The sequence below is a fragment of the Catellatospora vulcania genome, from assembly GCF_009720385.1.
Classification (GTDB): domain Bacteria; phylum Actinomycetota; class Actinomycetes; order Mycobacteriales; family Micromonosporaceae; genus Catellatospora; species Catellatospora vulcania.
On record NZ_WARX01000031.1, the window covers coordinates 36,526 to 50,334 of the forward strand.

The following is a 13,809-nucleotide window of genomic DNA, read 5'->3' on the forward strand; positions in this document are numbered from 1 at the left end:
CACATGGACTTCTCGTACGACGAGCGCACCGAGCAGCTGCGCGCCGACCTGCTCGACTTCATGGAGCAGCACGTGTACCCGGCCGAGGCGACCGCCGAGCACCAGCTCGGCGAGATCCCGCCGTGGACCACTCCCCCGGTCATGGAGGAGCTGAAGACCGAGGCCCGCAAGCGCGGCCTGTGGAATCTGTTCCTGCCGCACCACCCGCTGGGCGCGGGGCTGTCCAATCTGCAGTACGCGCCGCTGGCGGAGATCACCGGGCGCAGCCCGCACCTTGCCCCGGAGTCGCTCAACTGCAACGCCCCGGACACCGGCAACATGGAGGTGCTGACCATGTTCGGCACCGAGCAGCAGCAGGAGCGCTGGCTCAAACCGCTGCTCGCCGGGGAGATCCGGTCGGCGTTCTGCATGACCGAGCCCGAGGTCGCCTCCTCCGACGCCACCAACATCACCACCCGCATCGAGCGCGACGGCGACTCGTACGTGATCAACGGGCGCAAGTGGTGGTCGTCGGGCGCGATGAACCCGCGCTGCGAGATCTTCATCGTGATGGGCAAGACCGACCCGGCCGCCGACCGGCACCGCCAGCAGAGCCAGATCCTGGTGCCCCGGGACACCCCCGGCATCGAGATCCAGCGCGGCATGCACGTGTTCGGCTACGACGACGGCTGGCACGGCGGCCACGCCGAGATCACCTTCACCGATGTACGGGTGCCCGCCTCGAACCTGATCGCAAGCGAGGGTGAAGGCTTCGCCATCGCGCAGGCCCGGCTCGGCCCGGGCCGCATCCACCACTGCATGCGGCTGATCGGCATGGCCGAGCGAGCCTTGGAGCTGATGTGCCGACGGGCGCAGGACCGGGTCGCGTTCGGCAAGCCCCTCGCCGCGCAGGGTGTCGTCGGTGAGTGGATCGCCGAGGCGCGGGTGCGCATCGAGCAGGCCCGCCTGCTGGTGCTCAAGACCGCGTGGCTGATGGACACCGTCGGCAACAAGGGCGCGCACACCGAGATCCAGGCGATTAAAATCGTCGTGCCGGAGATGGCCGGCTGGGTGATCGACAAGGCGATCCAGGTGCACGGCGGCGGCGGCGTCAGCCAGGACTTCCCGCTCGCGCACATGTGGGCGGGCGCGCGTACGCTGCGCCTGGCCGACGGACCCGACGAGGTGCACAAGGCCTCGCTGGCCAAGCGGGAACTGCGCAAGTACAGCGCGGAGCGGAGCTGACCGTGAAGAGTGCGTACGCCGACCTCGGCGGACCCGTGCACCACGTCGACTTCGGCGGGCGGCCCGACACGCCGCCGGTGGTGCTGGTGCACGGGCTGGGCGGCTCGCACCTGAACTGGACGCGGATCGCGCCGCTGCTCACGCCGTACGCCCGGGTGACCGCTCTTGATCTGGCCGGGTTCGGCCGCACGGGCGCGGCGGCCGGGCCGACCACGGTCACGGCGAACGCCGAGCTGCTGCGGCGTTACCTGACCGAGGTCGTCGGCGAGCCCGCGGTGCTGGTCGGCAACTCGATGGGTGGCATGGTGTCCACCCTGACCGCGGCGGCCGCCCCGGACGCCGTGCGCGGACTGGCCCTGGTCGACCCGAGCGTCCCGATCGCGCCGAAAGTGAAGATCGATCCGGAGATCCGGCGACTGTTCATGATCAACCTCGTGCCCGGCCTCGCGGGCTGGGCCATGCGCCGCCGGCTGGCCACCGTGCCCGCCCGGCAGCGCGTCGAGGAGACCCTGGCGATGACGTGCGCCGACGCGTCGCGGGTGCCCGAGCAGGTCATCGCCGACGCGGTCGCGCTCGACGAGGAGATGACGGCCGCCAACCCGCGCCGCGCGGACGCCTACCTCGGTGCGAGCCGGTCGCTGCTGCGGCTGCTGGCCCGCCCCGACGGCTACTGGCGCGCGATGGAGTCGCTGCGGATGCCGGTGCTGCTCACCCACGGCGTGCACGACCGGCACGTGCCGATCGGCTCCGCCCGCGCCGTCGCCGCCCGTTTGCCGCACTGGACGTACGTCGAACTCGACTCCGGTCACGTCCCCCAGCTCGAACACCCCCGGGAACTCGCCGAGCACCTGCTCGCCTGGCTCCACGAACACGACCTCATCACCGAACCCGCGAGGTAGCACGGACCGGAACTCACTTGATGGCCGGCAGCCTGACCAGGAGCAGCCAGGCGTTGACGACACCACACACGAGGGCGGCGACGACGCCTGGCACCAACAGGTAGATTCCCCAACGCTGCCCGGCGGCCGCGATCGCACCGCTGAGCGCGATCAGAAGCACCGCGGTCGCGTTGAGGCTGATCACGCCGAGCGTGCGGGCCAGGACGCTCGGTTCGGTCGCCCGTGAGGCCAGACGGTCGAAGACCGCCATGGCGGCGCCCGCGGCGACGGCCACGATGACGAGTTCGACGCCGACGAGCCGCAACGGCTGCCCCGGCACCACGAGCAGCAGCGAGATGAGCAGCACGGTGATGAACAAGGCCAGCGTCTGTGCCGCGCGGTAGCGCAGGTCGCTCGTGGTGACTACGGTGTTGACGCGAAGAGTCACGGCCACGAACAACAGTCCCACCAGGGTCGCAGCTGCCGCGCCTGCCACGATCCCGAAGTTCGCCCACTCGGCCATCCGGATCCCCCCGTCAGAGCAGGCGCAACGCCCCTCCGTCGACAGGAAGCATGACCCCGGTCAGGTAGCTCGCCGCGGGTGAGAGCAGGAACGCCGCCGCACGGGCGAATTCTTCGGGTTCACCCATCCTGCCCAGTGCGTTGTCAGGTGGTTTGCCGCCGGTCAGCGAGGCGAGTTCCTTTTGCCGGTCCGTGGCGATGTAGGCGGGCAGCAAGCCGTTGACCCGGATGCCGGAACCGCCCAGTTCGTCGGTGAGCGTCTTGGCCACCATGGCCAGCCCGGGCCGGATGCCGTTGGAAACGGCCAGCCCGGCGATGGGTTCGCGAACCGAGGACGACAGGACGAAAGCAATCGAGCCGCCGTCCGTGCAAGCCTTCGCGACGGCCTTCGCGATACGCAGCGCGCCCAGGAACGTGGATTCGAAGGCGTCCCGCCAGACCTGGTCGTCGACCGCCATCGCGGTGCCGACGGGCGGACCGCCCACGCTGACCAGGGCGCCGTCGATACGGCCGAATCGTTGCGTGGCCACGGCCACGACACGGTCAGCGGACCCCGGGTCGGCGTTGTCGGCCACCAGCCCCACCGCCTGATCGTCACCGCCCAGGCTCCGCGCGGCGGCGGCCACCGAGTCGCCCAGCCCGGTGATGACGACTCTGGCCCCCTCACCGGTCAGCACCTGCGCGACAGCGAACCCGAGCCCGCGGCTGCCGCCGGTGATCAGATAGACATGATCCTTGACGCCGAGATCCACCATCGCCACCCACTCGCCGAGCTTGTCTTCGAAGGCCGATCGGGCACGACGCCGGTCAGAGCTCGGTCTTCTCCGGCTGGGTCCTCACCACGATGACCACCGGACCGTCGGAACTCTGCAGCGCGGCGGTGAACTCCCGCTCAAGCTGTTCGGTGGTTTCGACCTCGACGCTCTTGCAGCCGAACCCCCGCGCCTCGGACACGATGTCCAGCCCCGGAAGGTCGAGCCCGGGCACACCCGGGGTGTGTTCCAGTTCGGCGAACGACTTGAGGATGGAGTACTCGCCGTTGCGCATCGCGACGAACACGACCGGCAGTTTGTGCTGCACCGCGGTCCACAGACCCTGAACCGAGTACTGGAAAGACCCGTCGCCGATCAGGGCGACCACGGGACGCTCGATGCCATCGGCCCGGAGCCCGAGGGCGACGCCGACGGTGGCGGGCAGGGCCCAGCCGATGCCGCCGCTCGGCGTTCCGTAGAACGACGCGGGTTCCACGGTGGGCAGCCATTCGGCGTGCTGGCCCATGGTCGAGGTGGACTCGTTGACGTACACCACGTGCTGCGGGCGAACCCTGCTCAGCGCGGCGTACACCTCCGACGGTGTCAGCGGGCTGTGTGGGGTCGCCAGCAGCTTGCGGGGGCGTTCCATGGGCTGGGGCCGCGCACGGTCGCCGCCCGCGTCCACCAGCCCGGTCAGCCCTTCGATCGACAGTCTCGCATCGCCCAGCAGGCTGTCACCCACCCGGGCCGACCCGGCGACCGACGGGTCATCCGTGATGTGCAGCAGGTCGGTGCCCGCGGGCACCACGTCGCCGGCGACGTAGGGGTAGTAACGGAAGACCTCGGCGCCGATGACGACGACCAGATCGTGCCCGGCGAGCCGGTCGCTGATCGTCTTCAGTGACATGCCCAGCGGACCCTGGTACAGCGGGTGGTCCTCGGGGAACGACGCGCGGTCCGCCAGCGGCGCGCCGTAGACCGCGGCCCCCAGCTTCTCCGCCAGCGCCACAGCGGCCTGCCAACCTCCGGCACGGTCCACGTCAGGCCCGAAGATCAGGGCCGGGTGCCGGCTCGCGGTGATGCGCTCGGCGAAGTGCCGAAGCCGCTGGGGGTCGGGGCCGTAGGCGGTGCTGACCGAGCGCCGCACGGCGGGACCCTCCAGTGGGTGATTCCAGTCGTCGAGGGGAATGGACAGGAACACCGGTCCCGCCGGCGGCTGCACGGCCATCGCGTACGCCCGCATGAACGCTGCCGGCACGTCCTCGGCACGGGACGGCTCGTAGGCCCACTTCACCCAGGGTTTGGGCATGGTCGTCGCGTCGGGGCTGCTCAGATACGGGTCGCCGATCACCATCTCGCGGTGTTGCTGCCCGGCCGTGACGATGAGTGGCGTATGTCCCCGATAGGCCGCGACCAGGCTGCCGATGCCGTTGCCGAGCCCGGCGCACGAGTGCAGGTTCACCAGCGCCGCGCGGCCGGTGGCCTGAGCGAAGCCGTCCGCGATCGCCACCGCCGATGCCTCCTGCAGGGCCAGGACGTACGTGAAGTCGTCCGGGAAGTTCTGCAGGAACGTCTGCTCGGTGGATCCCGGGTTCCCGAACACCGTCGTCAATCCCAGCGACCTGAGCAGGTCGTAGGTCACGCTGTGCACGGTCGTCTTAATGTCGTTCATGAAGGCACATCCCTCATCCGAGTGGCCGCCTGTGCTGAACGACGCCCTGTGACGACCGGGTTCGCAACGCAACCGGCTCTGAAGGTGAAGCTCGCGGATGCGACTCCGCATCACGAAGGACCTTCACGAAGGGTATCGTTGATCACACTCAGGGTTAGGTGAGTCCACGATCGGTGTGGGGCGGATCAGACAGCGCGCTGGTGAAGGTCGTCGCCGACGGCGTACGGCAGCGTGAACGCACCTCTCGTTATGTGCTGACCGTAGCGTCGTCGGGGGCCGCCTTCGCGGCCTCCGCGCCCAGCCGCAGCCCCAACTGGAACCGGTTGGTCACCCGGTAGCGCTCCATCAGGCCGGCCACCGTGTAGGCGATCGTGCGGACACTCAGGTCGAGTCTGGCGATGATGGCCGCATCGCTGTGGCCGTCGGCGAGCAGCGTCACGATGGTGCTCTCCCGTGGCGAGAGGTGCCTCGGCGGCAGCCACATTCGGGGCGGCCCCGCCATCGCCCAGTGCTGGAGGAAGAGCACGGTCAGTTCGTGCACCGACTGCGGCGCCGTGATCTCCCAGTAGCCCTGGCTGCGGTCGGCCGGATCGATCGGGACCCAGGCGATCCGCCGATCGAAGACGAACAACTTCATCGGGACCGTGGGCAGCTCGCGATAACGGCCGCCGCGGGCGCGCAATTCGTTCGAATACCAGGCCGAGTCGTCGTCGACGGACGCCGGAATACCGAGGACGAATCGCCCGTCACCGCCGACCTGCGCCTTGCGGACCTGCTCGGCGCTCGCCTTGAGCTCCGCCGTCCCGAACGCGGCCTCGGTATTGATGGTCAAGGTCTCGCGGCGCACCGTCTGTAGCTCCGCGAACAGCCGCGCACGGGCGAGGTCCACCCCGTCCAGCCGGCGCACCTCGTCCCGTGGCAGCCGGCTCACGTCGGCGATCACCGGCGGGTGCGCCATCCGCGTCATCCGCAGTCGCAGACGGTGCTGGGCCAGCACGCCGCGCTGGTGCCGCTCCCGCAGCAGGGCGACGACCTGAGTGGGGGCGTGGCTGCTCCACGTGCGGTCGTCACCGGCGACGGAGTCGGCCGGCGACGCGGCCCCGAGCGCAGCCAGCTCGTCCAGTGCGGCCCGCACCTGCGGCACGCTCAGCTCCAACGACTGGCTGATGTAGTGCACCGACCGGGGTCCGAACCCGACCAGCATGCGGTACACGAGGTCCGCGTGGGGCGAGAGCCCCCATCTCATCAGCGAGGGCACTGCAGGTGCCTGCGGCATGGTTGCTCCCCCGGTCCACGGCCACGACGCCGCCCTCGCGGCGTGCCAGGGAGATCCAATCGCGACGAGGACGACAGGACAAGAGCACCGTGGTATTCGACGGGCACTTGCTCAGGCAGGCAGCCCGCCGACGACCGACAGGAGCTGGAGCTTGTCGTAGCTTTCGCTGCCCGGGGTGGCGGTGTAGACCAGCAGCGCCTGGGACTGGTCAGGGTCGAGCAGGGTCTGGCAGTGCAACTCGATCATTCCCACCTGGGGGTGCCGGATCCGCTTCGCGGCGCAGTACGGGCCGGGGACAGGGTGCTCGCGCCAGAGGTCCGCGAACTCCGTGCTGCCTTGCAGCAGGGCGTCGGCCAACGCGCCCGCACGCGATCGCGCGCCGTCCCGGGTGAAGGCGCGGTGCAGGTCCGCGGCAAGCTGACGGCTGTGCACCGGGTGATCTTCCGGGTGGTACAGCTCACGTGTCGCCGGGTCGGTGAACCACCGGTAGTGCAGGCTGCGAGCGAGCCCGGTGTACGCGGTCTCGTCGCCGAGCAGCGCCACGGCCAGCCGGGTCTGTTGCAGCGTCTCGCCGAGGTGGCTCACGACCCGGGCGGCGGTCTCGCCGAGCCCGTCGAAGATGCGCATCATGCCGGGGTTGATGTGGTCGGCACGCAGCACCCGCCGCGGCACGGCATGGCCGCCGAGGCGGAACAGGTGGTCGCGCTCCTCCAGGGACAGCCGCAGGCCGCGGGCGATCGCGGCGAGCATCTGCTCCGACGGATGCGGTCCGCGCTGCTGCTCGATGCGGCTGTAGTAGTCGGTCGACATGCCGCTGAGTGCCGCGACCTCCTCGCGGCGCAGCCCGCCGGTGCGCCGCCGCTGCCCTCGGGGCAGCCCGACGTCCTCCGGCTGCAGCGCCTCGCGCCTGGTCCGGAGGAATGCTGCGAGTCGATCCCGTTGCATGAAGCGGCTCCGTTCCCCTGATCCTGCCAACACCGCCCTGGTCGACGATGTTTCCGGGGCAACGAGGGTCACACCCGATCGTGCCCGGGGCCACGGCGCTCAGCCACGGACAGGTTGTGCCTGGTTACGGCCTCGCGACGGCAGCACAGTCGAACCCATGAACAACCCAGCACCCACCCCACTCGGCCACTGGATCGGCGGTCGGACCGTCGCCGGCTCCGGCCAGACCATCCCCGTGACGAACCCGGCGACCGGCGAGGTCGTCGCCCAGGTGCCCGCAGGCGCCGCCGAGCACGTCGACCAGGCTGTCGCCGCGGCCCGCGCCGCCTTCCCGGGCTGGGCGGCCACCGACCCGGCCGAGCGGGCCGCAGTCGTGCAGCGCATCGCCGAAGGGCTGCAGGCCCGTGCCGAGGAGATCGCTGCCACGATCACCGCCGAGATGGGCTCGCCGATCACCATGTCCCGTACCGCCCAGATCGGCTTCCCGGTCGCCGTGGCGAGTTCGTTCGCCGCGCTGGCCGCCGACTTCGCGTGGACCGAGCAGGTCGGCAACTCGCTGATCGTCCGCGAGCCGATCGGCGTCGTCGGCGCGATCACCCCGTGGAACTTCCCGTTGCAGCAGATCGTCTCCAAGCTTGCGCCCGCCCTGGTGGCCGGGGACACGATGGTGTTCAAGCCGTCGGAGGTCGCGCCGCTGACCGCACGGATCCTCGCCGAGGTCACTGCCGACGCGGGCCTGCCGGCGGGCGTGTTCAACGTCGTGTACGGCACCGGCGACGTCGTCGGCGAGGCGATCTCGGCACACCCTGACCTCGACATGATCTCGTTCACCGGCTCGACCCGGGCTGGTCGGCGGATCGCCGCGGTCGCCGCGCAGACCGTCAAACGGGTCGCGCTCGAACTCGGCGGCAAGGGCGCCAACGTGATCCTCGACGACGCCGACCTGGCCAAGGCCGTCGACAAGGGGGTCATGATGGCCTTCGCCAACAGCGGCCAGGTCTGCGGCGCGTGGCCGCGGATGCTGGTCCCGGCGTCCCGCCACGACGAGATCGTCGAGCTGGCGGTGGCGGCCGCGGCGCAGTACACCGTCGGCGTGCCGACCGACGAGGCGACCCGGCTCGGGCCGCTGGCCTCCGAGGAGCACCGGCGCAAGGTCGACGGCTACCTCGAGCGCGGCATCGCCGACGGGGCGAAGCTCGTGTTCGGCGGCCCGGGACGACCCGACGGGCTCGACGGCGCGTACGCCCGGCCGACGATCTTCGCGAACGTGGACCCGGACTCCGCGATCGCCCAGGAGGAGATCTTCGGCCCGGTGCTCACGATCATCCCGTACACCGACGACGATCACGCCGTCGCGATCGCCAACAGCACCATGTACGGCCTGACCAGCGGTGTCTTCGGCGAGCCCGAGCACGCCCTGGCCGTCGCCCGGCGGCTGCGGGCCGGGCAGGTCGACGTCAACGGCGCGCCGTGGAACGCGCTCGCCCCGTTCGGCGGCTACCGGCAGTCCGGCAACGGCCGCGAGTTCGGCCACTTCGGACTCGAGGAGTATCTGGAGACCAAGTCCATCCAGCGGTGAGCCGGGCCGCCCGGCGGGCACTACCATCGCGATATGGCAAGGCCCGCCGGGCGTACCTGCCCGACCCTGGCAAGGAGAGCCGGATGAGTCTCGACTGGTCAGCGTGTCGCAACGCGCGTGACCTCGGCGGACTGCCGACCGCCGACGGCGGGCGCATCCGCGCCGGCGCACTGTGGCGCACCGGACACCACGACCGGCTGCCGGTGGCCGCCGCGCAAGCCGCCCGCGACGGCGGGGTGAGCCGGGTCGTCGACCTGCGGTGGTCCTGGGAGCTCGAGCACCGGCCGAGCCCTTTCGCGGGCGACTCTGTCTACCGGCACGTGCCGATGATCAACGATGTCCTCGACTATGTCCCGCCACCGGACACGTACGCGCCGATGCTCGACCACAACCGGGAGCGCATCGGCACAGCGGTGCGGGCCGTGGCCGAGGCCCCGCCGGGACCGGTCGTCGTGCACTGCCACGCCGGCCGCGACCGCACCGGGGTGCTGGTCGCGCTGCTACTGCGGCTCGCCGGCGTCGACCATGCGGTGATCGCCGACGACTACGCGCGCACCGAGGGCTGCTCGCCGCAGCCGATGCTGCACACCCTGGCGCACCTCGACGAGCGTTACGGCGGTGTCGAGCCGTACCTGCTCCAGACCGGCACCGGCGTCGCCGTGCAGCAGGCGCTGCGCAGCAGGCTGCGCGACCAGGACCTGTCCTGTCCAGCGGATGGTTCTGGTTCGGCGGCCTCGCGACCGGACGTGGTGGGCTGACCGATCGGCTGCGTCGCGACGAGATTTCTCCGCGGCCGTGTCGATCCGCGGGCCGCTCGTTCGACGTTGGGGGTGCGAGGGTCGGCAGGCGGCCCCGCCTGGTGAGGAGAACACGATGTCCAAGTACATGCTGATCATGCGGGGCACCGATGAGTCGAACGCGGCCCTGATGGCCGGGTTCGAGGAGCTGGCGGCCTCGACTTACCGGTACATCGAGGACCTGGTCAAGGCTGGCGTGTTCATCGCGGCCGAAGGACTGGACGATGCCGGCCAGAGCGTCGTGGTCGACTTCAGCGGCGAGACCCCGGTGGTCACGGACGGGCCGTACGGCGAGACCAAGGAACTGTTCGGGGGCTACTTCATGCTCGATGTCGCCTCGAAGCAGGAGGCGGTCGAGTGGGCCAAGCGCATCCCGGCGGTCACCGGGTCCAAGATCGAGGTCCGGCGGGTGGCCGGCGACGACGAGATGCCGGAGGGCATCGACGGGACGGTCGAGGAACTGGCCCGCCGCGAGAGCAACGGCCGGAGCTGATGGCCACGGCCGACGTCGAGGCCGTCTGGCGGATCGAGTCGGCGCGGATCGTAGCCGCGCTGACCCGGTTCACCGGCGATTTCGGGCTGGCCGAGGACGCGGCGCAGGAGGCGGTGGCCGAGGCGCTGACGTCGTGGCCGCTGGCCGCGCCGGCCAATCCGGCCGGCTGGCTGATGGCCACGGCCCGGCGGCGGGCCATCGACGCGCTCCGCCGCCGGAGCGCCTTGCAGGGCCGGCACGCCCTGCTGGCGGCCGACCCGGTGGTCGACGAGGACTTCGACCCCGACCGGATCGACGACGACATCCTGGCGCTGATGTTCGTCAGCTGCCACCCGGTGCTCTCCCGCGAGGCCCAGGTGGCGTTGACGCTGCGCGTGGTCGGCGGCCTGTCCAGCGAGCAGATCGCCCGCGCGTTCCTGGTGCCGGTGCCGACCGTGCAGGCCCGCATCACCCGGGCCAAGAAGACGATCGCGGCGGCCGGGGTGCCGTTCGCGCTGCCGGCGACCGGCGAGCGCCGGGAACGGCTGGGCGGCGTGCTCAGCGTCCTATACGTGATCTTCACCGAGGGGTCGACGGCCACGTCGGGCGACCGGCTGCTGCGCCCCGACGTCGCGTACGAGGCGGTACGGCTGGCCCGCACGCTGGCCGCGTTGCAGCCGGACGAGCCGGAGGTGCACGGCCTGCTGGCACTGTGCGAGTTGACGGCCGCGCGCTTCCCGGCCCGGACCGGCCCGGACGGTGCGCCGGTCCTGCTGGCCGACCAGGACCGGCGGCGGTGGGACCACTCCGCGATCAGCCGTGGGCTGGCCGCGCTGGTCAAGGCCTCGACCCGCGGCCTGGGCCCGTACGGCCTGCAGGCCGCGATCGCCGCCGCCCACGCGACGGCGCCGTCGGTCGAGCAGACCGACTGGGACCGGATCGTGGTGCTCTACGAGGCGCTCGGCCGGGTCGCGCCCTCGCCGGTGGTCGAGCTCAACCGGGCCGTCGCCGTCGCCATGGCCTCGGGTCCCGCGCAGGCCCTGGCCATCGTGGACGAGCTGATCGCCGCGGACCGGCTGCCCGGCTCGCATCTGGTGCCGACCGTGCGCGGGGAGCTGCTGGCGCGCCTCGGCCGGCTGCCGGAGGCCCGCGCCGAGCTGGAGCTGGCCGCACGGCTGTGCGCCAACCAGCGCGAACGGTCCGTGCTGCTGGGCAAGGCGGCCGCGTTGGGCTGACCGCACCGGCCCGGCCTGCCGGGAGTCGAGCGCGGCCCGGCCGTCGTCGAGGCGTCCGGAGACCGCGTCGGCGGGCAGAATCGGCTGTTGGGCGCAGGCGAGTTGCAACAGCCCCAAACCGCCAGCCGTTGTTCCGAATCCTGCCAATCCGGATCCTGATCAGGATCTACCTTCGGCGTATGGGTGTGGTGCCGCTCAAGGAGATCGTCGACCGGGCGATGCGCGACCGCTACGGCGTGCCCGCGATCAACGTCGTCAACGACCTGACGATGGAGAGCGTGCTGGCCGCCGCGGTCGAGCGCCGATCACCGGTCATCGTCCAGACCTCGGTGAAGACGGTGCTGTCCATCGGATCCGACGTGCTCATCGCGATGTGGCGGGCGATGACGGCCGGCGTGGAGGTGCCGGTCAGCCTCCACCTCGACCACTGCCCGGACCGGGCCGTGATCACCGAATGCCTCGCCAAGGGCTGGAACTCGGTGCTGTTCGACGCCTCCACCCTGCCCGTCGCGGAGAACCTGCGGCAGACCATCGAGGTCGTCGCCGAAGCACGCGCACACGGCGCCCACGTCGAGGGCGAGATCGAATCGATCACCGGCGTCGAGGACGGCGTCGGCAGCGACGAGGCAGCCCACCGGCAGACCCTGGACGTGTCGGTCCATTTCATCGAGACGTCCGGGGTCGACGTGTTCGCACCGTCGATCGGCAACGCGCACGGCGTCTACTCGGCCGAACCGCACCTCGACAGCCAGCGGGTCAGCGACCTGGTCGCCGCGACCGGCGTGCCGATCGCGCTGCACGGCGGCACCGGCCTGACCGACGCCCAGTTCAGCGACCTGATCGCCCGGGGCTGCGCGAAGGTCAACGTGTCCACCGCACTCAAGATCACCTACATGACCTCGAATCTGGCATTCCTGCGCGACGCCGAGACCCTGGGAAAGTGGGACCCGCCGTCGCTGTTCCGGCACGTCGCCGCGGACGTCACCGCGATGGCCGCCGGCTACGCCGACCGCTTCGGCAGCACCGGGCGGGCCTGGTGAAAGGCCTGATCTTCGACTGCGACGGCGTCCTGGCCGACACCGAGCGCTTCGGGCACCTGCCCGCGTTCAACCAGACGTTCGCCGAGTTCGGCCTGCCCGTGCGGTGGGACGAGCAGGAGTACGGCCGCAGGCTCTCGATCGGCGGCGGCAAGGAGCGCATGGCCAGCCTGCTGACCCCCGAGTTCGTCGCCGCCGCCGGCCTGCCTGACGACCCGGCCGGGCAGGCTGAGGCGGTCGCCGCCTGGCACCGCCGCAAGACCGCGATCTACACGGCCATGGTCACCGCCGGCGACCTGCCGGCGCGGCCCGGGATCGCGCGGATCACCGAGGAGGCGCACGCCGCGGGCTGGCTGCTCGCCGTCGCCTCGACCTCGGCCGAACCGTCCGTGCGGGCCGTACTGGAGCACGCCGTCGGACAGCGCCGGGCCCGCGACTTCACGGTGCTCGCCGGCGACATCGTGCCGCGCAAGAAGCCCGCGCCCGACATCTACCTGCTCACCCTCGACCGGCTCGGCCTGGCACCGCACGAGGCCGTCGTCATCGAGGACTCCCACAACGGCCTGGCCGCCGCGACCGCGGCCGGGATCGCCTGCGTCGTCACCGTCAACGACTACACCGCCGACGAGGACTTCACCGGAGCCGCGTTCGTCGTCGACTCCCTCGGCGAGCCGGACGCCACCCCGGTCACGGTGCTGGCCAACAGCAGCCCGGCGACGCCCGGCGCGTACGTCACGCTGGACGACCTCGCCGCCGTCTCCGCCGGAAGGGACCGACGATGACCGACAAGGCGCTGCCGCAGGCCGAGTTCGTGGTGCGCACGATCGCGCAGACCGCCGTCGCCAACGAGAAGTACTTCGGCGACCTCGACGCCGTCGTCGGCGACGGCGACTTCGGCTACTCGCTGGCCCGCGGCTTCGAGATCGTCATCAGCGACTGGGACACCTTCGACCGCGCCGACGCCGCCACCTTCCTGCGCAAGGTCGCGGTCGTCATCACCAGCCGGATCGGCGGAACCTCCGGGCCGATCTGGGGCACCGCCTTCCTGCGCGCGGCCGCCGCCGCGGCCGGCAAGTCCGACCTGGACAGCGCCACCGTCGTGGCGATGCTGCGGGCGGCGGCCGAGGGCATCCAGGCCCGCGGCAGCGCCAGCCTCGGCGACAAGACCCTGCTCGACGCGCTCGTACCCGCCACCGACGAGATAGCCCGCCAGATCAGCCTCGGCAGCGACGGAGCGAGCACCATCCGGGCCGCCGCGACCGTGGCCCGTGCCAGCGCCGACGCCACCGCCAAGCTGGAGGCACGCCGCGGCCGGGCCAGCTACACCGGCGAGCGCAGCATCGGCAGCGTGGACCCTGGAGCCGTCGCCGTCGCCGTCATCTTCGAAGCCCTCGCCGACGCCTGGCCCGCCACCTTCTGA

Annotated in this window: 14 protein-coding genes; 9 read left to right on the forward strand and 5 right to left on the reverse strand. The window is 71.3% G+C overall.

From position 1 onward, the window contains the following. Positions 1-3: 3 nt before the first annotated feature. Together F6W97_RS36495 and F6W97_RS36500 are read left to right on the forward strand one after the other, a co-directional pair. On the forward strand, positions 4-1,224 hold the full coding sequence (locus tag F6W97_RS36495; RefSeq protein WP_155375142.1) for an acyl-CoA dehydrogenase family protein: 1,221 nt from the start codon (positions 4-6) through the stop codon (positions 1,222-1,224). 2 nt (positions 1,225-1,226) lie between these two features. Then, positions 1,227-2,123 carry an alpha/beta fold hydrolase gene (locus F6W97_RS36500; protein ID WP_230687273.1) on the forward strand — a complete coding sequence of 299 codons (897 nt, stop codon included), beginning with the start codon at positions 1,227-1,229 and terminating at the stop codon, positions 2,121-2,123. 13 nt (positions 2,124-2,136) lie between these two features. On the opposite strand, the gene F6W97_RS36505 is transcribed toward F6W97_RS36500, so the two are convergent. The 5 genes from F6W97_RS36505 to F6W97_RS36525 form a co-directional block, all read right to left on the reverse strand. After that, positions 2,137-2,625: a hypothetical protein gene (locus F6W97_RS36505; protein ID WP_155375143.1), complete on the reverse strand. Its 489-nt coding sequence runs from the start codon at positions 2,623-2,625 to the stop codon at positions 2,137-2,139. Between the two features lie 13 nt (positions 2,626-2,638). After that, positions 2,639-3,376 carry an SDR family oxidoreductase gene (locus tag F6W97_RS36510; protein WP_155375253.1) on the reverse strand — a complete coding sequence of 246 codons (738 nt, stop codon included), beginning with the start codon at positions 3,374-3,376 and terminating at the stop codon, positions 2,639-2,641. A gap of 55 nt (positions 3,377-3,431) precedes the next feature. After that, positions 3,432-5,048: a benzoylformate decarboxylase gene (mdlC, locus tag F6W97_RS36515; protein WP_155375144.1), complete on the reverse strand. Its 1,617-nt coding sequence runs from the start codon at positions 5,046-5,048 to the stop codon at positions 3,432-3,434. A gap of 247 nt (positions 5,049-5,295) precedes the next feature. After that, complete coding sequence (locus tag F6W97_RS36520; protein ID WP_155375145.1) at positions 5,296-6,324, reverse strand: helix-turn-helix transcriptional regulator; 1,029 nt, start codon at positions 6,322-6,324, stop codon at positions 5,296-5,298. Between the two features lie 111 nt (positions 6,325-6,435). After that, a complete protein-coding gene (locus F6W97_RS36525) occupies positions 6,436-7,269 on the reverse strand; it encodes a helix-turn-helix transcriptional regulator (protein ID WP_155375146.1) in 834 nt (277 codons plus the stop codon). Between the two features lie 157 nt (positions 7,270-7,426). Here F6W97_RS36525 and F6W97_RS36530 point away from each other — a divergent pair, with 157 nt between their 5' ends. The 7 genes from F6W97_RS36530 to dhaL all read left to right on the forward strand — a co-directional run bounded on the left by F6W97_RS36530 (position 7,427) and on the right by dhaL (position 13,809). Beyond that, positions 7,427-8,848, forward strand: coding sequence for an aldehyde dehydrogenase family protein (locus F6W97_RS36530; RefSeq protein ID WP_155375147.1), 1,422 nt, complete (start codon positions 7,427-7,429; stop codon positions 8,846-8,848). Positions 8,849-8,931: 83 nt separating this feature from the next. Further along, entirely contained in the window at positions 8,932-9,606 is a 675-nt protein-coding gene (locus tag F6W97_RS36535) for a tyrosine-protein phosphatase (protein WP_155375148.1), read from the forward strand. Positions 9,607-9,721: 115 nt separating this feature from the next. Then, entirely contained in the window at positions 9,722-10,138 is a 417-nt protein-coding gene (locus F6W97_RS36540) for a YciI family protein (protein ID WP_155375149.1), read from the forward strand. Further along, positions 10,138-11,352 carry an RNA polymerase sigma factor gene (locus F6W97_RS36545; RefSeq protein WP_155375150.1) on the forward strand — a complete coding sequence of 405 codons (1,215 nt, stop codon included), beginning with the start codon at positions 10,138-10,140 and terminating at the stop codon, positions 11,350-11,352. The genes F6W97_RS36540 and F6W97_RS36545 overlap by 1 nt, the downstream gene beginning before the upstream one ends. 179 nt (positions 11,353-11,531) lie before the next feature. Then, a complete protein-coding gene (locus tag F6W97_RS36550; RefSeq protein WP_155375151.1) occupies positions 11,532-12,392 on the forward strand; it encodes a class II fructose-bisphosphate aldolase in 861 nt (286 codons plus the stop codon). Beyond that, positions 12,389-13,171, forward strand: a complete 783-nt coding sequence (locus tag F6W97_RS36555) for an HAD-IA family hydrolase (protein WP_155375152.1) — start codon at positions 12,389-12,391, stop codon at positions 13,169-13,171. The genes F6W97_RS36550 and F6W97_RS36555 overlap by 4 nt, the downstream gene beginning before the upstream one ends. Next, a complete protein-coding gene (gene dhaL / locus F6W97_RS36560) occupies positions 13,168-13,809 on the forward strand; it encodes a dihydroxyacetone kinase subunit DhaL (RefSeq protein WP_155375153.1) in 642 nt (213 codons plus the stop codon). The genes F6W97_RS36555 and dhaL overlap by 4 nt, the downstream gene beginning before the upstream one ends.